Raw genomic sequence first — 21,023 nt, 5'->3', positions numbered from 1 at the left:
CATTTGAGCGCAATCAGCCTGTGGGAGCGGGCTTGCCCGCGATAGCGCCAGGCCTGCCAACCCAACTTCAGGGATAACCCAACACCTGCTTGACCTGCACCAGGTTGCGCTCGATCCAGCCGCGGTCAATCGCCCCCCAGTCGCGAATCCGATAGCGCCCGGCATGATTGCGGGCGCCCTCTTCCTGCTCGAACTCACAGACGATATCCAGGTCCGCCAACGCGGCGATGGTGTCCTGCGCCGTGCGCCGGGGCATGCCGGTCACCTCGGTCAGCGCCGGGACGCTGCTGGCCAATTGGCTATCGATCAGGTACGCCACATACAGGCGGCGGTAGAAACTGCTCTTGGTCTTGCTGACATCCATGCTCGCTTCCTCTCGATTCAATCCCGCGCCGCGCCTTGCAAGTCGCGATAGGTCAGGTACACCCGCAGGTCGAATTCCACCTGGTGGTAGCCGGGCAACATGTATTCGCAAAGTTTATAGAACGCCTTGTTGTGGTCCGATTCCTTGAAGTGCGCCAGTTCGTGGACAACGATCATCTTCAGGAACTGCGGCGCCGCGTCCTTGAACAACGCGGCGATGCGGATCTCTTTCTTGGCCTTGAGATTGCCGCCCTGCACCCGCGAGATCATGGTGTGCAGGCCCAGGGCGCGGTGGGTCAGGTCCAGGCGGTTGTCGAACAGCACTTTGTCGATGGCCGGCGCGTTGCGCAGGTGCTCCTGCTTCAGGGCCAGGGCGTAGCTGTACAACGCCTTGTCACTTTGCACCCCATGGCGCTCGGGGTAGCGCTGTTGCAGGTAGTCGCCCAGTTGATCCTTGGCGATCATTTGGCGCACTTGCTCTTGCAGGGCGGCGGGATAGGCCTGGAGGTATTTCAACGCAGTCATGGGTTCGAACGGCAGGGGCGTGAGGCCGCCAGTGTAGCGAATTCAGCAAGGGCCTGCCCGTAGCGCGAAAAGCTGCGGCCACTGGCAAATATCCTCAGCCGTCAGGGGCGGGGCCACCAGCGGTCCCTGGATAAACTGGCAGCCATTGGCCTGCAGCCAGTGGCATTGCTCCAGGGTTTCCACACCTTCGGCGATCACCAGCAAGCCGAAGTGCACGCACAGTTCGATAATGCTGCGGGCCAGCGCCGCCTCCCGCGGCGAGCCGAGCACGCGGGCGACCAGGCCGGGGTCGAGCTTGAGCGTGTCGAACTCCAGGTCACGCAGATGCGCCAGGGAGCAGTTGCCCGAACCAAAGTCATCCAAGGCTATGCGCACGCCCAGGCGCCGTAGCTGCTTGAGCTGCTTGATGGACTCTTCAATGTTGTGCATCAGGCTTTCTTCGGCGATTTCCACTTCCAGTTGTCGCCCGTGCAGCCCATGTCGCTCCAGTGCCTGCTGCAGTTGAGCCACCAGGTTGGGCATATTGAACTGGCTGCTGCTCAGGCTCACGCTGAGCACCCAGTCGTCACGCATGACTGGGGCCCAGGCCTGTCGCGCCAATGCCACCTGGTGGTAGATCCAACTGCTGAGCTGGCTAATCAACCGCGCCTCTTCCAGCAAGGGCAGGAACAACCCGGGCGGCACATCGCCAACACTGGGGTGCTGCCAGCGCAACAAGGCTTCGACCCCGCGCAAGTGCCCGTCCACCAGGGACACTTGGGGCTGGTACACCAACGTCACCTGCTTGTTGTCGATGGCCTCGCGCACACTGCTTTCTAGCATCAGGCGCGAGCGGGCCCGGCCGTTCATTTCCTGATCGTAATAGCGATATTGCTGACGCCCTGCCCGCTTGGCTTCGTACATGGCGATGTCGGCGGCGCGCAGCAGGCCAGTGAGATCGCGCCCGCAATCGGGGAAAGTGGCAATGCCGATACTGACCCCCAGCATCACTTCCAGGCCGTCTACCTGCTGGCAGATCGACACTCGCTCGATCAGTTGTTCGGCGAGCTTGGCGGCCTGCTCCGGGTATTGCAGTTCCAGCAACGCGACAAACTCATCCCCCCCGAGGCGGCCAAGAATGTCACAACTGCGCAGGCACAGCTCCAACTGCTCCGAGACCCAGCGCAGCACCCGGTCGCCGGCGTCGTGCCCCACGGAATCATTGACCCGCTTGAAGCCGTCCAGGTCCATGTACAGCAGCACCGTGGCCAGCTCGCTGCGCTCGTTGCGCAGCAGGATCGTCTCCACGGTCTGGTAAAAACCCCGCCGGTTGAGCAGACCGGTGAGGGGGTCGGTGACGGCCTGGGACTCCAATTGCTGATGCAGGTGCCGTACTTGCGACATGTCCTGCACAGTCACCACCATGGCCTTCTGCTCGCGGGGCAAGGGCGCACAGGACATCGCCACCGGCAGTTGCTGGCCGGGCGCGGTACGCAGGATCGCATCGTGCAGGCGCCAGGTTTCGCCGCGCAGGTAGCCGGCGTAAAGCTCGCAGCCGAACCAGTCGGGCATATGGGGTTTTTGCAGGTAGCCGAGGAACGCCCGGCCTTGCAGTTCATCCACCGTGGCATTGAGCAATCGCGAAATAGCCGGGTTGGCGTAGCTGATCACCCCGTCTTCGCCCACCACCAGGATGCCCTCGGCGGCGTTGTCGAGCACCGAGGCATTGAAGGCACGGGCCAGTTCCAGGTCATGACTCAAGCGCTGCAAGGCCCGTCGGTTGCGCTGATGCTCCAGCAAGGCCTGGACCTTGGGCTTGAGGATCTGCGGGTCGAATGGCTTGAACAGGTAGTCGATGGCACCGCTGGCATAGCCTTCCAGCACGGCGGCGGGCGATTGCTCATTGGCACTCAAGAAAATGATCGGAGTCATGCGGGTGCGCTGGCTGCCGCGCATCAAGCGCGCCACTTCGAAGCCGTCCATGCCCGGCATTCGCACATCCAGCAGCACCAGGTCGACGTCACGTTCGAGCAGCAGCCCCAGGGCTTCCTCGCCGGAAGCCGCCGTCACCACCTGCCAGTCGTCGCGCTGCAGGAGCGCGCGCATGCTGATCAGGTTTTCCGGGTAGTCATCGACCACCAGGAGCACTGAACAGCCGTCGGCCGGGGTTGGAACGGATTCCATGCTGCATCTCTTCCTTGAGGGTTCATTCCGGTCATTTTTGCGACAAAACCGGACACTTAATGTGGAGTCACTCTAGCCCTGGATCCAATAAAGCAGAAGGCGCGACGATGCCATCATTGCGCCAAAAGGCCACACAACCGACTAACGGTCAGCGCCTACAGCCCACGGACTACGGGAAAGATGGCTTTTTGACAGACTATTGACGCCAATAAACCGCCTAAAACTTGTTAACAAACAGTTACCAGCCGCTTATAAAGAACGCGCCAATCCACGGGCCAAAGCCTTTTGACCCTTCTTTCGTACAGTAAAGGCGCACCCCATGATTGATCTGTCCACCTGGAACCTGAGCATCCCTGTTGGCACCCCGCCAGCCACCATCGACACCCCCAAGCTGCTCAGTGGTTTCAAAGGCAAATACTTCCAGGCCGAAGGCAGCAGCGTGCAATTCTGGTCCCCGGTGACCGGTACCCGTACCGAAAACGCCATCTACCCGCGCAGCGAACTGCGGGAAACCTATGCCGACGGCCGGCTGCGCAACTGGACCTATCCCGAAGCCGACAATTACCTGCGCGCCACCCTGGCCATCAACCAGGTGCCCTCTTCGGGCAAGATCGTGATCGGCCAGATTCACGCCTATGACAGCCAGAAACCGCTGGTCAAAGTCGAATACCAGTACAAGGAAAAAACCCAGACCGGCAACATCGTCGCCAAGGTGCGCATGCGCCCGGACGACAGCAAGGGCCGGGTAATTATCGTGGCCGAGAATGTGCCCCTGGGGCGCAACTTCACCTACGTCATTCACCTGAACAAGGCTGGCTTGTTGAGCATCGAGGCCGCCAACGGCCAATGGAACGAGCGCCTCGGCGCGGCCTGGGGCAAAAAGCCGTTGTACTTCAAGGCCGGTGTGTACGTGCAAGACAACAGTGGCGACAGCAAAGAGGGCGGCAAAGTAACGTTTGCCAAGCTGGATATCGATCACAACTGACAGTCTGATCATTCTCACGACGCTTTAGGACAGAACCGCGACCCTGGGTCTCGACTTTCTTGTAGGACAATTCGAGTATGGCGCCGCGCACGCGCAATGCTTACCTATAAGAAAGTCATGGAGACTCATCAATGCCCTTCACTCGCACCCTACTCGCCCTGTCCATGGGCATGGTTCTGCTGCAAAACCCGGCCTTCGCGGCCCCGCCGTTGTCGATGACCGACGGGGTGGCCCAGGTCAATATCCAGGACAGCAACGCCTGGGTTGAGATCAGCAAAGCCGCGTTTGAACACAACATCCGCACCCTGCAAACCAGCCTCGCCGACAAGTCGAAAATCTGCGCCGTGCTCAAGGCCGACGCCTACGGCCACGGCATTGGCCTGCTGATGCCATCGGTGATCAAGCTCGGCGTGCCTTGCGTGGGCGTGGCCAGCAATGAAGAAGCCCGCGTGGTACGCGAAAGCGGCTTCAAGGGCCAACTGATCCGCGTGCGCACCGCCGCCCTCAGCGAACTGGAAGCGGCGCTGCCATACAACGTCGAAGAGCTGGTGGGCAACCTCGACTTCGCCGTGCGCGCCAGCCTGATCGCCGAGCATCACGGCCGCCCGCTGGTGGTGCACCTGGGCCTGAACTCCAGTGGCATGAGCCGCAACGGCGTGGAAATGACCACCGCCCAGGGCCGCCGCGACGCCGTAGCCATCACCAAGGTGCCAAACCTGGAGGTGAAGGCGATCATGACCCACTTCGCCGTCGAAGACGCCGCCGACGTACGCGCCGGCCTCAAGGCCTTCAACGAGCAGGCCAACTGGCTGATCAACGTCGCCCAACTGGACCGCAGCAAAATCACCCTGCACGCCGCCAACTCCTTCGCCACCCTGGAAGTGCCCGAGTCCCGCCTGGACATGGTGCGCCCTGGCGGCCTGCTGTTCGGCGACACCGTGCCGTCGTTTACCGAATACAAGCGGGTGATGCAGTTCAAGTCCCACGTGGCCTCGGTCAACAGCTACCCCAAGGGCAACACCGTCGGCTATGACCGCACCTACACCCTGGCGCGTGATTCGAAACTGGCGAACATCACCGTGGGCTATTCCGACGGCTATCGCCGGGCGTTCACCAACAAAGGCATCGTGCTGATCAATGGCCATCGCGTGCCGGTGGTGGGCAAGGTGTCGATGAACACGCTGATGGTGGATGTGACGGACGTGCCGACCGTGAAGAGCGGCGATGAGGTGGTGTTGTTTGGCAAGCAGGGGAATGTGCAGACGACCCAGGCGGAGGTAGAGGATATAAACGGGGCGTTGTTGGCGGACCTTTATACGGTGTGGGGTAATTCCAATCCCAAGGTTCTGGTCGATCAATAAACTACAGCAACCCTGTGGGTTGATACTTTCAAATCCTGCCCACAAAAAACCCGCATCTCTGCGGGTTTTTTATTAATACCTAAAGCTTAGTTAACCCTGTTATTAATTTTAAATACCACTTCAAATTTACCGCTCTCACACAACTTACACTCCCTAATAACAACCATTCCAAAAAAATCTAAAAAACTGTCATTTCTTACAGATGAAAGCAACAGTTAACGCCCCTATCATTCTCCTCGCACCACCCAGGAAGGGTGAAGCTGGAAACCGGGATTTATCTAATTCACCCACCAACTTTATTTAATAAAGGAATATGCAATGACCATTTCAATCAACTATGCACAAAGCACTTCAACCGGGACCATTACCGTCGGTGGTACAGGCGCAGCACCAAATACTGTTCTAAACGTACAGCAAGCCAACACCGGATATCTCTATGGGCAAATGACCTCAAGTTATGATGGTAGTTTTGCTGGAACATTTGCAGGTGTACCTTCAGGCACACGACAAGACTTGACGATCTACGATACAACCATCGGTCGATACACGCCTTACTATTATGTAGACGTCCGATAAGAAGCATCCCTCTGAGCACTATAAAAGCAACCGAAGGAAGCTTGCTCAAACATCGCTACAAAAAAGCCCGCGTCGCTGCGGGCTTTTTCCATTGAGGATAAAGGGGACGGATCTTTTTTGGCACCATTTTTACTGCTATACGTCTACCCGATTACACGGGCGTGGGAGGATCGATGCCCAATCTGGCCAGAGTTGCATTGCCTAAAAACCCGCATCAGATGGTCCAGCGCAGCCATAACAAACAGATCTTATTAACCACAAGTGCAATCACGAAAAAATATAAAAAAGCCACCAATACTGTGAGATTTCACAGTAGAGACAGTTATAAAAAAAAACTACCTTAAGGACTCAGATCAATCCAGATGAGAAAAATCATGAAAAACTCAATCCTTACGAAGTTATTAAATTCAGGAAAAAACCTCACCCCGGCAGCTTTCCTTGCTTGCACCCTAGCGGTGTCTGCTCCAGCCCATGCACAGGAGGATACATACATATGCAATATATCGTTACCTGGCAACCCAATTTCAACTGTCAAAGCAACGTCTGCAAGTGAGGCAGAAAAAAAAGTAAAAGCGGAAATGGCGGGCACCGCCCAAAAAATTTACGGCATAACATCCCTTAATGTTACTTGCGTAAAAAAGTGAACAAGCCATAACGATAAAGAGGGTAAAGGGGACGGATCTGTTAGATTCCATAGAGTACTGACGCCCCATAAGGGTGGGTTAGTTAAATAGATCTGTCCCCATTATCGATATTCTTCCATTTTATCCTCAATAGCGAAAGAGTCTAAAGACTGCAGCTTTTGACAGGTTTAACTTGGTTTTTGTTGGTTTATTTTTGTTGTGTGGTCTTTGGTGATTAAGGATGAGCCACAAAGTGTGTTTATTTCGCTAACATTTAGGTGAGGTTTAAAGTCATGGAATATAATTTTGTACAAGCACCACATGTAGACACTGCAACTGCAAGGGCTTTGGCTCACCGGGACTTTCTTAAAAATCCTGAAGACTCGACAAAGAAACTTTTTATATCTCTTGGGGGTTGGACACCGGAAGACCCTTTATCTTATGAAGAGACACAAGTGCTTCAGCAGCATGACCAACAATGGGCTGAATTTACTAATCATCATTACTTCTTTGAAGAAACCATCTCAGACGCTCAAAGAATCAGTTATATAGTCGGGCATCGCGGTGGAGACGAGTTTCCAGGCGTTACAGGCGCCGCTAATTATGAGGAACTGGCATCTGGGGTCTTGTCGCAATTAAGAGCCGGTACTTATAAACGAGGAAGTGGTGCTGCATATTCCTTGGATGATTTTGAAAAAAATGTGAAGGCGAGCAATAAAAGCAAGTTGAAATCAGGATGGTTGCGAAAAGAATGATTTTGCTGCGGTTTCGCCTTGCGTTGCCAGGTGTTTCACGCATCTATAAAAAACCCGCAGGAATCAGGCTGCGTTTTCACACAGCCTGAAGAGGCGGGTTTTTTATTAACACCTGAAGCTTAGTTAACCTTGGCGTTCAACTCACCTTTCAAGTACCGCTGGTACATCGCTTCCAACGACACAGGCTTGATCTTCGAAGCATTACCGGCAGTACCGAACGCTTCGTAACGCGCGATACATACATCACGCATCGCAGTCACAGTGGCACCGAAGAACTTACGCGGGTCGAACTCGCTCGGGTTGGTGGCCATCAGGCGACGCATCGCACCGGTGGAAGCCAGGCGCAGGTCGGTGTCGATGTTGACCTTGCGCACGCCGTGCTTGATGCCTTCGACGATTTCTTCAACCGGTACGCCGTAGGTTTCTTTGATGTCGCCGCCGTACTGGTTGATGATCGCCAGCCACTCTTGCGGTACCGAGGAAGAACCGTGCATCACCAGGTGGGTGTTGGGGATGCGTTTGTGGATTTCCTTGATGCGGTCGATGGCCAGTACGTCGCCAGTCGGTGGCTTGGTGAACTTGTAGGCGCCATGGCTGGTGCCGATGGCGATGGCCAGGGCATCGACCTGGGTGCGCTTGACGAAGTCAGCGGCTTCTTCGGGGTCGGTCAGCATCTGGCTGTGATCCAGCACGCCTTCGGCGCCGATGCCGTCTTCTTCACCGGCCATGCCGGTTTCCAGGGAACCCAGGCAGCCCAGCTCACCTTCTACCGACACACCGCAGGCGTGAGCCAGGGCGACGGTTTGTTGGGTGACACGCACGTTGTAGTCGTAGTCGGTCGGGGTCTTGCCGTCTTCACCGAGGGAGCCGTCCATCATTACCGAGCTGAAGCCCAGTTGGATCGAGCGCTGGCACACGTCAGGGCTGGTGCCGTGGTCCTGGTGCATGCACACCGGGATGTGTGGGAATTCTTCGATTGCCGCAAGGATCAGGTGACGCAGGAACGGCGCACCGGCGTATTTGCGGGCACCGGCCGAAGCCTGGACGATCACTGGGGAGTCGGTCTTGTCAGCGGCTTCCATGATGGCGCGCATCTGCTCAAGGTTGTTGACGTTAAAGGCTGGGACGCCGTAGCCGAACTCGGCTGCGTGGTCCAGCATTTGACGCATGCTGATAAGTGCCATTGTGTTGTCTCTCCCGGTCGAGGGTCGTTAATCGTGCAAGCCTGCCGTAGCGGCGGCTGCTATTCAAGTTATTGCAGATCAAGGCGTTGAGCCTTGGCCTGCTGAATCGTTATTGCTACTGGGGCTGACCCAAATTCCAATCTGGAACCGAATCATGTGGGAGCTGGCTTGCCTGCGATCGCGGTGTGCCAGACACCGAATTCGCCAACTGCGCCACCGCTTTCGCGGGCAAGGTCGCTCCCACATTTGGATATCATTTATGTTGAGACCGTGTTCTTTCTATTGGGCCTTGCAGCCCCGGCCGATCAAATCATCGGTGGCCACCCAGTAAACCAGGCCTTCCTCACCTTTGGTGTGAAACGCCAGCCGTTCATTGCTGTACAGCGCGCCGGAGGCCGCCACGTCTTCCTTGAGGCGATAGACCTGGTCGGAGCCGCCGAGGCGCACATCCACCTGCTTGTGGTCGGTATCGACAAACCGCCAGTTCACCTGGGCCTGGCTGTCGCATACCCAGGTGGTCCATGGTGCTTGCTGCGGTTGTGCCTTGTTGAACATGTTCAGGTTGGCACAACCGGCCAGTAGAGCCAGTGCTGCCAGGGCGATAACGCCTTTCATTGCCAATCCTCGAACGGCGGCCTGGGGCCGCCACTGCTGTCGGTTAGTGAATCAGACCCATCAAGGGCAACCCTGTTCCTTACCTTTGGGCGGGGAGTCGTATTTCTCCAGCCCGTCGGGCCCTATGCGCTTGCTGATCACCGGCATGGTTTCAGCCTGCCAGTCGGCCTGGTAGCAGCCCTTGTGCGGCGCAGCCCCCGGTGCCTCTGGCGGCGCCTTGGGCGCGCTGCCGCAGCCGGCCAACAGGGCTGCTGCAATCACCAGCGCGAATGGCTTGATCATGGGAATGCTCCTTTTCCAGACCGCAGGCCTCAGCCCTTGGCTCGACTTTCCAGCACTTCAACGGCTGGCAGCACCTTGCCTTCGACGAACTCAAGGAACGCGCCACCACCGGTAGAAATGTAGGAGATCTGCTCAGCAACGCCATATTTATCGATGGCCGCCAGGGTGTCGCCACCGCCGGCAATGGAGAATGCCGAACTTTCGGCAATTGCCTTGGCCAGCACTTTGGTGCCGTTGCCGAACTGGTCGAACTCGAACACACCCACCGGGCCGTTCCACAGGATAGTCCGGGAGGCTTTCAGCAGCTCAGCGAAGTTCGCAGCAGTTTGTGGGCCGATGTCCAGGATCATGTCGTCTGCCGCCACGTCGGCGATCAGCTTGACGGTCGCTTCGGCGCTTTCAGCGAATTCCTTGGCCACTACCACGTCCACCGGCAGTGGCACGCTGACCTTGGCCGCGATGGCGCGGGCAGTGTCCAGCAGGTCCGGCTCGTACAGGGATTTGCCTACCGGATGGCCAGCAGCCGCCAGGAAGGTGTTGGCAATGCCGCCGCCCACGATCAACTGGTTGCAGATCTGGCTCAGGCTGTTGAGCACGTCCAGCTTGGTCGACACCTTGGAGCCCGCCACGATGGCGGCCATTGGCTGGGCCGGTGCGCCCAGGGCCTTGCCCAGTGCGTCCAGCTCGGCAGCCAGCAACGGGCCAGCAGCGGCCACCTTGGCGAACTTGGCTACGCCATGGGTCGAACCCTCGGCGCGGTGCGCGGTGCCGAACGCATCCATCACGAACACGTCACACAGCGCAGCATATTGCTGGGCCAGTTCGTCGCTGTTCTTTTTCTCGCCCTTGTTGAAACGCACGTTTTCGAACAGCACGATGTCGCCGGCCTTGACGTCGACGCCGCCCAGGTAATCAGCCACCAGCGGCACTTCGCGGCCCAGGGCCTTGCTCAGGTAATCGGCTACAGGCTTGAGGCTATTTTCGGCGGAGAACTCACCTTCGGTCGGACGACCCAGGTGGGAGCAGACCATTACGGCCGCGCCTTTTTCCAGGGCCAGCTTGATGGTCGGCAGCGAGGCAAGGATGCGCGCATCGCTGGTGACCACACCGTCCTTGACTGGGACGTTGAGGTCTTCGCGGATCAGTACGCGCTTACCTTGCAGATCGAGGTCGGTCATCTTCAACACGGTCATGGTCGCAGTTCCTGAATTGCTTGATTTTGAAAGGCTGATTTTGCAGAAGCGATGTGCAGATAATGTTCCGCAACATCCAGCATGCGGTTGGCAAAGCCCCATTCGTTATCGAACCAGGCCAGGATGTTCACCAGCCTCGGGCCGGAAACACGGGTCTGGCTGGCATCGACAATGGCCGAATGCGGGTCATGGTTGAAATCACAACTGGCGTGGGGCAACTCGGTGTAGGCCAACAGGCCTTTGAGCGGGCCGCTGGTGGCGGCGTCGCGCAAAATCCGGTTGACCTCGCCAGCATCGGTGTCGCTGACGGTTTGCATGGTGATATCCAGGCACGACACGTTCACCGTCGGCACGCGCACTGCTTTGGCCTGGATTCGCCCGGCAAGTTCCGGCAGCAGGCGTTCGATACCACGGGCCAGGCCGGTGGACACCGGAATCACCGACTGGAACGCCGAACGGGTGCGGCGCAGGTCTTCATGGTGGTAGGCGTCGATCACCGGCTGGTCGTTCATCGCCGAGTGAATGGTGGTGATCGACACATATTCCAGGCCAATCGCCTGGTCCAGCAGACGCAACAGCGGCACGCCGCAGTTGGTGGTGCAGGAGGCGTTGGACACCAGCAACTCGTCACCGGTCAGGCAGTCCTGGTTGACGCCGTAGACGATGGTGGCGTCGACATCCGCCTCGCTGGCCATCGGCTGGGAAAACAGCACGCGCGGCGCACCGGCGTCGAGGAACCGCTGGCCATCGGCACGGGTGTGGTAGGCACCGGAGCATTCCAGCACCAGGTCGACGCCCAGCGCCGCCCAGTCGATGCCCTCGGGCGTGGCACTGCGCAAAACTTTCACGCAGTTGCCATTGATATGCAGACAATCGCCGTCGATCCGCACTTCGCCGGGGAACCGGCCGTGGGTGGAGTCGAAGCGTGTCAGGTATTCGATGCTGGCCATGTCGGCCAGATCGTTGATTGCGACAATTTCAAACCCGGCCGCCGCCCCTCGCTCGAACAGCGCACGCAAGACGCAACGACCAATCCGGCCGTAGCCGTTGAGTGCAACTTTGTAGGGACGGGGTTCAGGCATGGGGTTCTCGATCAATATGTTCCATCGCTATCGCGGGCAAGCCCGCTCCCACATTAGACCGCGATCCAAATGTGGGAGCGGGCTTGCCCGCGATGGCGCCAGTACAGACAACGCAGACTGACTTAGTCTTCCAGCAGTTCTTCAGCCTGACCCAGGATATTTTCCAGGGTGAAACCGAACTCTTCGAACAACGCTGGCGCCGGCGCCGACTCACCATAGGTAGTCATGCCGATCACGCGACCTTCCAGGCCCACGTACTTGTACCAGTAGTCGGCGTGCGCCGCTTCAATGGCGATACGCGCGCTGACCTGCAACGGCAGGACCGATTGCTTGTAGTCGGCGTCCTGGGCTTCGAACACGCTGGTGCACGGCATGGACACAACGCGCACGTTACGGCCTTGGGCAGTCAGCTTGTCGTAGGCCTGAACGGTCAGGCCCACTTCGGAACCGGTGGAGATCAGGATCAGCTCCGGCTCGCCGATGCAGTCCTTGAGCACGTAGCCACCACGGCTGATAGCGGCGATCTGCGCGTCGGTACGCGCCTGGTGCTGCAGGTTCTGGCGGGAGAAGATCAGCGCCGAAGGGCCGTCCTTGCGCTCGATCGCGTGCTTCCAGGCCACGGCCGATTCCACTGCGTCGGCTGGGCGCCAGCAATCCAGGTTCGGCGTGGTACGCAGGCTGGTCAGTTGCTCGACCGGCTGGTGCGTCGGGCCGTCTTCGCCCAGGCCGATGGAGTCGTGGGTGTACACGTGGATCACGCGCTTCTTCATCAGCGCCGCCATGCGTACGGCATTGCGTGCGTATTCCATGAACATCAGGAAGGTCGCGCCGTAAGGCACCAGGCCGCCGTGCAGGGCAACGCCGTTCATGATGGCGCTCATGCCGAACTCGCGCACGCCGTAGTACATGTAGTTGCCGCTGGCGTCTTCAGCCGAGACACCTTTGCAACCTTTCCACAGGGTCAGGTTGGAACCGGCCAGGTCAGCCGAACCGCCAAGCAGTTCAGGCAGCAGTGGGCCATAGGCATTCAGCGCGTTCTGGCTGGCTTTGCGGCTGGCGATGGTTTCGCCTTTGGCAGCCACTTCTGCGATGTACTCGTCGGCCTTGGCCGAGAAGTCCAGCGGCAGGTCGCCATTGAGGCGGCTCATCAGCTCATTGGCCAATGCCGGGAATTGGGCGGCGTAGGCTTCAAAACGCTGGTCCCACTCGGCTTCAGCGGCGCGGCCGGCTTCCTTGGCGTCCCACTCGGCGTAGATATCAGCCGGGATTTCGAACGGGCCGTAGTTCCACTTCAGCGCTTCGCGGGTCAGGGCGATTTCCGCGTCACCCAGTGGGGCGCCGTGGCAGTCTTCCTTGCCTTGCTTGTTCGGCGAACCGAAGCCAATGGTGGTCTTGCAGCAGATCAGCGTCGGCTGCTCGCTTTTGCGCGCCGTTTCGATGGCCGTCTTGATCTCTTCCGGATCGTGGCCGTCAACATTGCGGATGACCTGCCAGTTGTAGGCTTCGAAACGCTTTGGCGTGTCGTCGGTGAACCAGCCTTCGACTTCGCCATCGATGGAGATGCCGTTGTCATCGTAGAAAGCAATCAGCTTGCCCAGACCCAGGGTGCCAGCCAGGGAACTGACTTCGTGGGAAATGCCTTCCATCATGCAGCCATCACCCAGGAACACATAGGTGTGGTGGTCGACAACGTTATGGCCTGGACGGTTGAACTGCGCCGCCAGGACTTTTTCGGCCAGGGCGAAGCCCACGGCGTTGGCCAGGCCTTGGCCCAGGGGCCCGGTGGTGGTCTCGACGCCAGGGGTGTAGCCGAATTCCGGGTGGCCCGGGGTGCGGCTGTGCAGTTGGCGGAACTGCTTGAGGTCGTCGATGGACAGGTCGTAGCCGGTCAGGTGAAGCAACGAATAGATCAACATCGAGCCATGGCCGTTGGACAGCACGAAGCGGTCACGGTCGGCGAACGAGGGGTTGCTCGGGTTGTGTTTCAGGTAGTCACGCCAAAGTACCTCGGCGATATCCGCCATGCCCATCGGGGCACCGGGATGGCCGCTGTTGGCTTTTTGCACGGCATCCATGCTGAGGGCACGAATGGCGTTGGCACGCTCACGACGGCTGGGCATCGCTGATCTCCTGAGGATATTGAATCGAGAGTGAATAAAAGAAACGGAAAAAAGGACCGGCATTTTCCCTCAGCCAAGGCCTTAGGGGCAATGACAGATACCGACATATGTAGGTTTTTCCTGTGGTTTGGACTGCATTGGCAGCAAGAACACTTCCCGCCGTTCGTCTAAAGGTTATAGCGCCTGCTTATAACCACCGATTATCGACCAATATCAAAACTTTTTGATATTGGCCTTGCGAGGATTTGACCTCATCACTAGACTGCTGGCCTTATGAACTTACCTGCGCCTTCCATTCGCCCCGACGACTGCGATGAGCTGGCGGCCCTGTGCAAGGCCGGCGGCGATCCGCTGCGCCTGAATGTACTGCGCGCCCTGGCCAACGACTCGTTTGGCGTATTGGAACTGGCACGGATCTTTGCCATTGGCCAGTCCGGTATGAGCCATCACCTGAAAGTGCTGGCCCAGGCCGACCTGGTGGCCACCCGCCGTGAAGGCAACGCGATTTTTTACCGTCGCGCCCTGCCCCACACCGACTTGCTGGGTGGCAAGCTGCACGCTGCATTGCTCGAAGAAGTGGACAACCTGGCCCTGCCGGCTGACGTCCAATCGCGGATCGCACAGGTCCACGGGCAACGCGCCGCCGCCAGCCAGGACTTTTTCTCACGGGTGGCGGACAAGTTTCGCGCCCAGCAGGACCTGATTGCCGGGCTGCCTCAATACCGCGAAAGCGTGTTGGCGCTGCTCGACAAACTGGGCTTCAGCCAGGCTGCCACGGCGCTGGAAGTCGGCCCGGGCGATGGCGGGTTCCTGCCAGACCTGGCACGCCGCTTCCACCAGGTGACGGCGCTGGACAACAGCCCGGCCATGCTGGAACTGGCGCGCCAGCTGTGCGAACGCGAGCACTTGGGCAACGTCAGCCTGCGGCTGGCCGATGCCTTGAATGATGTAGGGCTGCAAGCCGATTGCGTGGTGCTGAACATGGTCTTGCACCATTTCGCCGCCCCGGCCGATGCCCTCAAACAAATGGCCGGTTTGCTGCAACCGGGCGGCAGTCTTTTGGTAACCGATTTATGCAGCCACAACCAGAGTTGGGCCAGGGAGGCCTGCGGTGATCTATGGTTGGGGTTTGAACAGGACGATCTGGCCCGTTGGGCCACCGCTGCGGGACTCGTTCCCGGGGAAAGCCTCTATGTAGGCTTACGTAATGGTTTCCAGATTCAGGTCCGCCACTTTCAGCGGCCAACTGGCGACACTCACCATCGGTAAATATCAGGAAAACATCGAGATGAGCGAATATTCCCTTTTCACCTCCGAGTCCGTGTCTGAAGGGCATCCGGACAAAATCGCCGACCAGATTTCTGATGCGGTGCTGGACGCCATCATTGCTGAAGACAAGTTCGCCCGCGTGGCGTGCGAGACGCTGGTGAAAACGGGCGTGGCGATCATCGCCGGTGAAGTCACCACGTCGGCCTGGGTCGACCTGGAGCAGATCGTCCGTGACGTGATCACCGACATCGGCTACACCAGCTCCGACGTCGGCTTCGACGGCGCGACCTGCGGCGTGATGAACATCATCGGCAAGCAGTCGCCCGACATCAACCAGGGTGTGGACCGTGCCAAGCCAGAAGACCAGGGCGCCGGCGACCAGGGCCTGATGTTCGGCTACGCCAGCAACGAAACCGACGTACTGATGCCTGCGCCGATCACCTTCTCCCACCAGTTGGTCAAGCGCCAGGCCGAAGCCCGTAAATCCGGCCTGCTGCCTTGGTTGCGCCCGGACGCCAAGTCCCAGGTGACCTGCCGTTACGAAGGCGGCAAAGTGGTGGGCATCGACGCCGTGGTGCTGTCGACCCAGCACAACCCGGAAGTCTCCTACAAAGACCTGCGCGAAGGCGTGATGGAGCTGATCGTCAAGCACGTGTTGCCTGCCGAGCTGCTGACCAAGGACACCCAGTTCCATATCAACCCGACCGGCCAGTTCATCATTGGTGGCCCGGTAGGCGACTGCGGCCTGACCGGTCGCAAGATCATCGTCGACAGCTACGGCGGCATGGCCCGTCACGGCGGTGGCGCGTTCTCCGGCAAGGATCCATCCAAGGTTGACCGCTCGGCCGCCTACGCCGGTCGTTATGTGGCCAAGAACATCGTTGCCGCCGGGCTGGCCGAACGCTGCGAGATTCAGGTGTCCTACGCCATTGGTGTGGCCCAGCCTACGTCGATCTCGCTGAACACCTTCGGCACCGGCAAGATCAGCGACGACAAGATCGTCAAGCTGGTGCGTGAGATTTTCGACCTGCGTCCGTACGCAATCACCACCATGCTCGACCTGCTGCACCCGATGTACCAGGAAACCGCGGCCTACGGCCACTTCGGCCGTACCCCTGAACTGAAGACCGTCGGCGACGACACCTTCACCACGTTCACCTGGGAAAAAACCGACCGCGCCGACGACCTGCGCACCGCTGCCGGCCTGTAATCGCAGCACGTAGCACCCAAGGCCCCGCCGGGTATTCCCGGCGGGGCTTTTTGTTGCGCTTTTTTACAGGCACCGATGAGCACGCGACGGCGAACCTGGCAAATAGTTCACATTTATTGGATCCAAACCTTGCAGGCAAAATGATGGCCCACTAGAATCCGCGCCCTCCCGAGCGCTCAACCACATTGGATATTGCATTGCGCCCGCTCGGGACAGCCAAGTGCGCAGGCAATCGAACATTGAGGTTTTTCATGCGTATTTCCACGTTCGCCCCTGCCGCCGTCCTGTTCAGCCTGTTCGCCCTGCCAGTGCAAGCCGCTGACCTGAGCGGCCTGACTGGCGCCCTGACTTCCCAGTTGGGCGGCGCAACCGGCAACTGCGAAAAACAGAGCCAGGAGCTGCAAGCCAAGGTCGATGCCGCCAAAGCCAATGGCGAAGACCTGAAAGTGAAGGCCATGCAGGCTGCACTGGATCAGGTAAACAAAGGTTGCAAAAAAGTCGGCGAGTCCCAGGGCAAGCTCGACGAAGCCTCGCAAAAGCAGCAGGCCAAGGCAGACAGCAACGACACCGTGAAAGCCCTGGGCGGTCTGTTCAAGTAAGCAGAAACACCCGGTAAAAAGCCTCGCGCCTGCGGGGCTTTTTTATGGGCGTCTGCCTGCTTTAGGCTGGCCCCCCCTTCAGAGCAAGGATGCTCATGATGCCGCCACGCCTGCTGACCTACCTGCTGTTGATGCTCTTCCCTCTCATCGCCTGGGCGCAGGGCTGCCCGGACTGGCCAGTGAACAAGGCCCAGGACGAAATAACCGCCCTGCAACGGCAAATCGGCCTGTGGGATGACAGTTACCATCGGCTCGGCCAATCCCTGATCAGCGACGAGCTCTACGATCAGGCCCGCATACGCCTGGAGCAATGGCGGGGTTGCTTCGCACAGGCACCGTCATCTGCCGACAACCCCCTGTCCAGCGCGCGCGGCACTGTTGCCCACCCAGTCGCGCATACAGGCCTTGAGAAGCTGGTCAACGACCGCGCCGTGGCAGACTGGATCAGCACACGCCGCGACCTGTGGGTACAACCCAAGGTCGATGGTGTGGCGGTGACCCTGGTCTATCGCGCAGGGCGCCTGGCCCAGGTCATCAGCCGCGGCGACGGCCTGTTCGGCCAGGACTGGACCGCCTCGGCCCGCAACATTCCAGGCATCGTGCAACAGCTGCCCGAGGCCATCGACCTGCTCTTGCAGGGCGAGCTGTATTGGCGCCTGGGCGCCCACATACAAGGGGAGACGGGCGGCATGAATGCCCGCAGTAAAGTCTCCGGGCTGATGAACCGCCAACACCTGAGTGACGCCGACGCCGCAGGTATCGGCCTGTTTGTCTGGGCCTGGCCCCATGGGCCGGCGGACCTCAAGCAGCAGTTGGACAGCCTCGCACGCTGGGGTTTTGGCGATAGCCAGCGTTACAGCCAGCCCATCGACACCTTCGAACAGGCACGGCACTGGCGAACTTTCTGGCATGAACATCCATTGCCCTTCGCCACTGATGGCGTGGTGCTGCACCACAGCCAGCGCGCCCCGGCCGAACGCTGGCAGGCCGGTACGCCGTATTGGGCTGTTGCCTGGAAATACCCGGTCATCAAAGCCCTGGCCCATGTTCGCCATGTGCAGTTCAAAATCGGCCGCACCGGCCGTATCACTCCGATCCTGGAACTGGACCCGGTGCTGCTCGACGACCGTCAGATCAAACGCGTCAGCATCGGCTCCTTGAAGCGCTGGCAGGAATTGGATATCCGCCCAGGCGACCAGGTGTCCATCAGCCTCGCCGGCCAGGTGATCCCAAGGCTCGACCAGGTCATCCTGCGCAGCTATCCACGGGTCGATGTCGCGGTGCCGGTAGCCAGCAATTTCCATCACCTGAGCTGCTGGCAATTGGCCCCGGCCTGCGAGGAGCAACTGCTGGCCCGGCTGACCTGGCTCAGCGGCAAGCAAGGGCTGGACCTGCCACACATTGGCCGCGAGACCTGGAATAGCTTGATCCAGGCCGGGCAAATCAGTGGTTTGGTGGATTGGTTGAACCTTGATGAGACAGAGCTTGCTACCATTGACGGATTCGGCGACCGCAGCAGTGCGCGCCTGCTTGCGAGCCTGCAAGTGGCGCGCCAGCGACCGTTCGCGCAATGGCTGATGGCGCTTGGGGTTCCACCTACCGCCCGCAATAACCTGGCGGGCGGCTGGCATGCCCTGGCTGCGCGAGACACTCAAGCCTGGCAGGCCGAAGCAGGAATCGGCCCGGGGCGCGCGGCGCAATTGAGCGCCTTTTTTCGCGACCCCCAGGTGGTGGCTATGAGTGAAACACTGCGGGCTGCCGGGATAGATGGCTTTTAGTCTCGACCCGCCAATTTAATCGGTGCCAGCAGAAATCATCCTGCCCACCTGACAACGATCTGTTTACTTTGGAGTTTCCATGAAATTTCTTGCACCGCTTGCCCTGTTGACCGTTACCAGCTTCCTCGCCACGCCATTGCTGGCTGCCGAGACAGCCCCGCAACTGACCGGTTGCGCCGCCAAGCGCCAGGCCATCAGTCTGCAGATCGAACAAGCCAAGGCCCACGGCAACAGTGAGCAACAAGCCGGCCTGGAAAAAGCCTTGAGCGAAGTCACCGCCCACTGCACCGATGCCTCCCTGAAAAAGGAACGCGAGAACAAGGTGCTGGACGCCAAGCACGAAGTCAGCCGCCGTCAGGCCGACCTCGACAAGGCCATGAAAAAGGGCGACTCCGAGAAGATCAACAAGCGTAAGGACAAGCTCGCCGAATCGCGCAAAGAGTTGCAGCAAGCTCTCGACGACCTGGACAAGTAAGGCGCAGCCAATCGAGCCTCAATGGTCGCGAAACTGCTTATGACAGGCGCTGCAGGCATCTTCGACTTTCTGCACCGCAGGCTTCAGGTCACTGGCTTTGTAAGGCTGCACCTGGCTGGCGATCACCAATTCACCGGTGGCCGCCTCAAGGTTGCGCGCCAGTTCCTGGAACTGGGCCTGTTTTTGCCATACGTCGTCCTTGGCGCTGGTGTGATCTTCTTCGCGCACCGTTGGAAAGTGCTTCCACGGCTCATGGGACAAAGCGTCAAGCTTGACCGCACCTTCGGCAAATTTGGCCCCGTCGAACGGGATGCGGCCACGCAGCATGCCGCCCAGGTCTTCGCCCGTCTTGAGCATCTGCTTGAAGATGGCCTTGCGCTGGCCCAATGGCGAGTTCGGGTCAACGCCACCGCAAGCGGTCAGCGTCAGGCAGGCCAGCAATACAACAGTCAGTTTTTTAAAAGTCATGATGGCTCAGGGTCACGGGAAACGGCGGCCAGTATCCTCGCCCCGCCCGCAAAGACCAATAGCCCTATTAATAATATGGATGCTTGCGCCGCACCCTGCGCAGGCAATCGCCTTGGGAATTACTTGCATGAATAACCTGTTTAACCCCTGGAGCCGCCGGCTGGCATGGGCTCTGCCGATGATCGCACTACTCGCCGGATGCGACGGCGGCAACGCTCCGGCACCCAAACCTGAGCCAGAAAAACCCCATGCTGTGGCGACCTACGTCAGTGCCACCTGGGAAGACCTGCCGGTGGTTTCGGACAGCGACCTGCAAGCTGGCTTCGAATCCTGGCGCAGCGCCTGCCAACGCTTGAAGAACGACCCGGTGTGGGGCGCCACCTGCGCTGCAGCGGTCAATGTGCCGGGCAATGCCGGGGATATCCGTGGTTTCCTCAAGCAGCAGTTGGACGTCTATGGCTTGCGCTCGGCGGACAACACGCCCAATGGGCTGATCACCGGCTATTACGAACCGGTCTACCCGGGCAGCCTCACCGAAACCAAGACCGCCCACGTGCCGGTGTTTGGGGTGCCGGACGACCTGATCATCGTCAACCTGGAAAGCATCTACCCCGAACTCAAGGGCAAACGCCTGCGCGGGCGCCTGGAAGGCCGGGTACTCAAGCCCTATGACGATGCCGGCACCATCAACCAGCAAGGCTCCAGTGCCAAGCCTATTGCCTGGCTGACTCACCCGATGGACCTGCAATTTCTGCAAATCCAGGGTTCTGGCCGCATCCAGCTGGCTGACGGTCGTCAACTGCGCGTGGGCTATGCCGACCAGAACGGCTTCCCGTATCGCCCTATCGGCCGCTGGCTGGTGGAGCAAGGCGAGTTGAAGAAAGACGAAGTGAGCATGGGCGCGATCAGTGCCTGGGCCAAGGCCCATCCTGAGCGGATCCCGGAACTGTTGGCGAGCAACCCCAGCTACGTCTTCTTCAGCACCCGCCCCGACAGCAATGAAGGCCCGCGCGGCTCGCTGAACGTGCCGCTGACCGCCGGCTACAGCGTGGCCGTGGACCGCAAGGTCATCCCGCTGGGCAGCCTGTTGTGGCTGTCGACCACCCGCCCCGATGGCGCGCCGGTCGTACGGCCGGTAGCGGCCCAGGATACCGGCGGCGCGATTGTCGGCGAGGTACGTGCGGACCTGTTCTGGGGCACCGGTGATGCGGCGGGCGAGTTGGCCGGGAACATGAAGCAGCAGGGCCAGATCTGGATGTTGTGGCCCAAGGGTACGGCGCTGCCTCAAGTGCCGGATGCGCCTTTGTAGGAACCGGCTGGCCGGCGATGGCGGTTTGAAATCCGACATCGCGGGTGCACGTGCTGGCGTCATCGCTGGCAAGCCAGCTCCCACAAGG

General features: G+C 59.5%; 21 protein-coding genes. 11 read left to right on the top strand and 10 right to left on the bottom strand.

What is annotated here, in order from left to right; translation table 11 throughout:
• Nucleotides 1-67: 67 nt before the first annotated feature.
• The 3 genes from HBO12_RS11550 to HBO12_RS11540 are packed head-to-tail and all read right to left on the bottom strand — an operon-like array spanning nt 68 to nt 3,051.
• The gene (locus HBO12_RS11550) at nt 68-364 is read right to left on the bottom strand and encodes a winged helix-turn-helix domain-containing protein (protein ID WP_170042176.1); all 297 of its coding nucleotides are present in this window, start codon (nt 362-364) and stop codon (nt 68-70) included.
• Nucleotides 365-381: 17 nt separating this feature from the next.
• Entirely contained in the window at nt 382-888 is a 507-nt protein-coding gene (locus tag HBO12_RS11545; protein WP_170042175.1) for a M48 metallopeptidase family protein, read from the bottom strand.
• Between the two features lie 42 nt (nt 889-930).
• Nucleotides 931-3,051 (bottom strand): putative bifunctional diguanylate cyclase/phosphodiesterase, encoded by a 2,121-nt coding sequence (locus tag HBO12_RS11540; protein ID WP_170042174.1) that lies wholly within the window; start codon nt 3,049-3,051, stop codon nt 931-933.
• 319 nt (nt 3,052-3,370) lie between these two features.
• On the opposite strand from HBO12_RS11540, the gene HBO12_RS11535 reads away from it, so the two are divergent.
• From HBO12_RS11535 to HBO12_RS11515, 5 genes are all read left to right on the top strand, one after another.
• On the top strand, nt 3,371-4,036 hold the full coding sequence (locus HBO12_RS11535; protein ID WP_170042173.1) for a polysaccharide lyase family 7 protein: 666 nt from the start codon (nt 3,371-3,373) through the stop codon (nt 4,034-4,036).
• Nucleotides 4,037-4,167: 131 nt separating this feature from the next.
• Entirely contained in the window at nt 4,168-5,397 is a 1,230-nt protein-coding gene (gene alr / locus HBO12_RS11530; protein ID WP_169953638.1) for an alanine racemase, read from the top strand.
• Nucleotides 5,398-5,715: 318 nt separating this feature from the next.
• Nucleotides 5,716-5,973 (top strand): hypothetical protein, encoded by a 258-nt coding sequence (locus HBO12_RS11525; RefSeq protein ID WP_169953636.1) that lies wholly within the window; start codon nt 5,716-5,718, stop codon nt 5,971-5,973.
• A 374-nt stretch (nt 5,974-6,347) separates the two neighbouring features.
• Nucleotides 6,348-6,617, top strand: a complete 270-nt coding sequence (locus tag HBO12_RS11520) for a hypothetical protein (protein WP_169953634.1) — start codon at nt 6,348-6,350, stop codon at nt 6,615-6,617.
• A 272-nt stretch (nt 6,618-6,889) separates the two neighbouring features.
• Nucleotides 6,890-7,351, top strand: coding sequence for a hypothetical protein (locus HBO12_RS11515; RefSeq protein ID WP_170042172.1), 462 nt, complete (start codon nt 6,890-6,892; stop codon nt 7,349-7,351).
• A gap of 119 nt (nt 7,352-7,470) precedes the next feature.
• Here HBO12_RS11515 and fba read toward each other — a convergent pair whose 3' ends face one another.
• From fba to tkt, 6 genes are all read right to left on the bottom strand, one after another.
• On the bottom strand, nt 7,471-8,535 hold the full coding sequence (gene fba, locus HBO12_RS11510) for a class II fructose-bisphosphate aldolase (protein WP_029297347.1): 1,065 nt from the start codon (nt 8,533-8,535) through the stop codon (nt 7,471-7,473).
• A 279-nt stretch (nt 8,536-8,814) separates the two neighbouring features.
• Nucleotides 8,815-9,150: an MliC family protein gene (locus tag HBO12_RS11505; RefSeq protein WP_169953630.1), complete on the bottom strand. Its 336-nt coding sequence runs from the start codon at nt 9,148-9,150 to the stop codon at nt 8,815-8,817.
• Between the two features lie 60 nt (nt 9,151-9,210).
• Nucleotides 9,211-9,432 (bottom strand): hypothetical protein, encoded by a 222-nt coding sequence (locus HBO12_RS11500; protein ID WP_170042171.1) that lies wholly within the window; start codon nt 9,430-9,432, stop codon nt 9,211-9,213.
• Between the two features lie 29 nt (nt 9,433-9,461).
• Nucleotides 9,462-10,625, bottom strand: a complete 1,164-nt coding sequence (locus HBO12_RS11495; protein ID WP_057440234.1) for a phosphoglycerate kinase — start codon at nt 10,623-10,625, stop codon at nt 9,462-9,464.
• Entirely contained in the window at nt 10,622-11,707 is a 1,086-nt protein-coding gene (gene epd, locus HBO12_RS11490; RefSeq protein ID WP_169953624.1) for an erythrose-4-phosphate dehydrogenase, read from the bottom strand. The genes HBO12_RS11495 and epd overlap by 4 nt, the downstream gene beginning before the upstream one ends.
• Before the next feature lie 122 nt (nt 11,708-11,829).
• On the bottom strand, nt 11,830-13,827 hold the full coding sequence (gene tkt / locus HBO12_RS11485; RefSeq protein WP_169953622.1) for a transketolase: 1,998 nt from the start codon (nt 13,825-13,827) through the stop codon (nt 11,830-11,832).
• A 273-nt stretch (nt 13,828-14,100) separates the two neighbouring features.
• On the opposite strand from tkt, the gene HBO12_RS11480 reads away from it, so the two are divergent.
• The 5 genes from HBO12_RS11480 (at nt 14,101) to HBO12_RS11460 (ending at nt 19,158) form a co-directional block, all read left to right on the top strand.
• Complete coding sequence (locus HBO12_RS11480) at nt 14,101-15,096, top strand: ArsR/SmtB family transcription factor (protein WP_169953620.1); 996 nt, start codon at nt 14,101-14,103, stop codon at nt 15,094-15,096.
• A 19-nt stretch (nt 15,097-15,115) separates the two neighbouring features.
• Nucleotides 15,116-16,306, top strand: a complete 1,191-nt coding sequence (gene metK, locus HBO12_RS11475) for a methionine adenosyltransferase (protein ID WP_170042170.1) — start codon at nt 15,116-15,118, stop codon at nt 16,304-16,306.
• 251 nt (nt 16,307-16,557) lie between these two features.
• Entirely contained in the window at nt 16,558-16,905 is a 348-nt protein-coding gene (locus tag HBO12_RS11470) for a DUF1090 family protein (protein ID WP_070993955.1), read from the top strand.
• Nucleotides 16,906-17,000: 95 nt separating this feature from the next.
• A complete protein-coding gene (ligB, locus tag HBO12_RS11465; RefSeq protein WP_170042169.1) occupies nt 17,001-18,683 on the top strand; it encodes an NAD-dependent DNA ligase LigB in 1,683 nt (560 codons plus the stop codon).
• Between the two features lie 79 nt (nt 18,684-18,762).
• Entirely contained in the window at nt 18,763-19,158 is a 396-nt protein-coding gene (locus HBO12_RS11460) for a DUF1090 domain-containing protein (RefSeq protein ID WP_170042168.1), read from the top strand.
• A gap of 18 nt (nt 19,159-19,176) precedes the next feature.
• On the opposite strand, the gene HBO12_RS11455 is transcribed toward HBO12_RS11460, so the two are convergent.
• On the bottom strand, nt 19,177-19,626 hold the full coding sequence (locus tag HBO12_RS11455) for a c-type cytochrome (protein WP_169953612.1): 450 nt from the start codon (nt 19,624-19,626) through the stop codon (nt 19,177-19,179).
• Between the two features lie 127 nt (nt 19,627-19,753).
• Here HBO12_RS11455 and mltA point away from each other — a divergent pair, with 127 nt between their 5' ends.
• A complete protein-coding gene (mltA, locus tag HBO12_RS11450) occupies nt 19,754-20,935 on the top strand; it encodes a murein transglycosylase A (protein ID WP_169953610.1) in 1,182 nt (393 codons plus the stop codon).
• Nucleotides 20,936-21,023 lie beyond the last annotated feature (88 nt).

Origin of the sequence: Pseudomonas sp. WS 5059, assembly GCF_012985525.1 — a bacterium.
Classification (GTDB): domain Bacteria; phylum Pseudomonadota; class Gammaproteobacteria; order Pseudomonadales; family Pseudomonadaceae; genus Aquipseudomonas.
This window is presented reverse-complemented; position numbering and strand designations above follow the sequence as displayed.

Bases quoted from the DNA above. Each gene is read 5' to 3' on its own strand.
- HBO12_RS11550 (WP_170042176.1), bottom strand. From the start codon at position 364: ATGGATGTCAGCAAGACCAAGAGCAGTTTCTACCGCCGCCTGTATGTG.
- HBO12_RS11545 (WP_170042175.1), bottom strand. From the start codon at position 888: ATGACTGCGTTGAAATACCTCCAGGCCTATCCCGCCGCCCTGCAAGAG.
- HBO12_RS11540 (WP_170042174.1), bottom strand. From the start codon at position 3,051: ATGGAATCCGTTCCAACCCCGGCCGACGGCTGTTCAGTGCTCCTGGTG.
- HBO12_RS11535 (WP_170042173.1), top strand. From the start codon at position 3,371: ATGATTGATCTGTCCACCTGGAACCTGAGCATCCCTGTTGGCACCCCG.
- alr (WP_169953638.1), top strand. From the start codon at position 4,168: ATGCCCTTCACTCGCACCCTACTCGCCCTGTCCATGGGCATGGTTCTG.
- HBO12_RS11525 (WP_169953636.1), top strand. From the start codon at position 5,716: ATGACCATTTCAATCAACTATGCACAAAGCACTTCAACCGGGACCATT.
- HBO12_RS11520 (WP_169953634.1), top strand. From the start codon at position 6,348: ATGAAAAACTCAATCCTTACGAAGTTATTAAATTCAGGAAAAAACCTC.
- HBO12_RS11515 (WP_170042172.1), top strand. From the start codon at position 6,890: ATGGAATATAATTTTGTACAAGCACCACATGTAGACACTGCAACTGCA.
- fba (WP_029297347.1), bottom strand. From the start codon at position 8,535: ATGGCACTTATCAGCATGCGTCAAATGCTGGACCACGCAGCCGAGTTC.
- HBO12_RS11505 (WP_169953630.1), bottom strand. From the start codon at position 9,150: ATGAAAGGCGTTATCGCCCTGGCAGCACTGGCTCTACTGGCCGGTTGT.
- HBO12_RS11500 (WP_170042171.1), bottom strand. From the start codon at position 9,432: ATGATCAAGCCATTCGCGCTGGTGATTGCAGCAGCCCTGTTGGCCGGC.
- HBO12_RS11495 (WP_057440234.1), bottom strand. From the start codon at position 10,625: ATGACCGTGTTGAAGATGACCGACCTCGATCTGCAAGGTAAGCGCGTA.
- epd (WP_169953624.1), bottom strand. From the start codon at position 11,707: ATGCCTGAACCCCGTCCCTACAAAGTTGCACTCAACGGCTACGGCCGG.
- tkt (WP_169953622.1), bottom strand. From the start codon at position 13,827: ATGCCCAGCCGTCGTGAGCGTGCCAACGCCATTCGTGCCCTCAGCATG.
- HBO12_RS11480 (WP_169953620.1), top strand. From the start codon at position 14,101: ATGAACTTACCTGCGCCTTCCATTCGCCCCGACGACTGCGATGAGCTG.
- metK (WP_170042170.1), top strand. From the start codon at position 15,116: ATGAGCGAATATTCCCTTTTCACCTCCGAGTCCGTGTCTGAAGGGCAT.
- HBO12_RS11470 (WP_070993955.1), top strand. From the start codon at position 16,558: ATGCGTATTTCCACGTTCGCCCCTGCCGCCGTCCTGTTCAGCCTGTTC.
- ligB (WP_170042169.1), top strand. From the start codon at position 17,001: ATGATGCCGCCACGCCTGCTGACCTACCTGCTGTTGATGCTCTTCCCT.
- HBO12_RS11460 (WP_170042168.1), top strand. From the start codon at position 18,763: ATGAAATTTCTTGCACCGCTTGCCCTGTTGACCGTTACCAGCTTCCTC.
- HBO12_RS11455 (WP_169953612.1), bottom strand. From the start codon at position 19,626: ATGACTTTTAAAAAACTGACTGTTGTATTGCTGGCCTGCCTGACGCTG.
- mltA (WP_169953610.1), top strand. From the start codon at position 19,754: ATGAATAACCTGTTTAACCCCTGGAGCCGCCGGCTGGCATGGGCTCTG.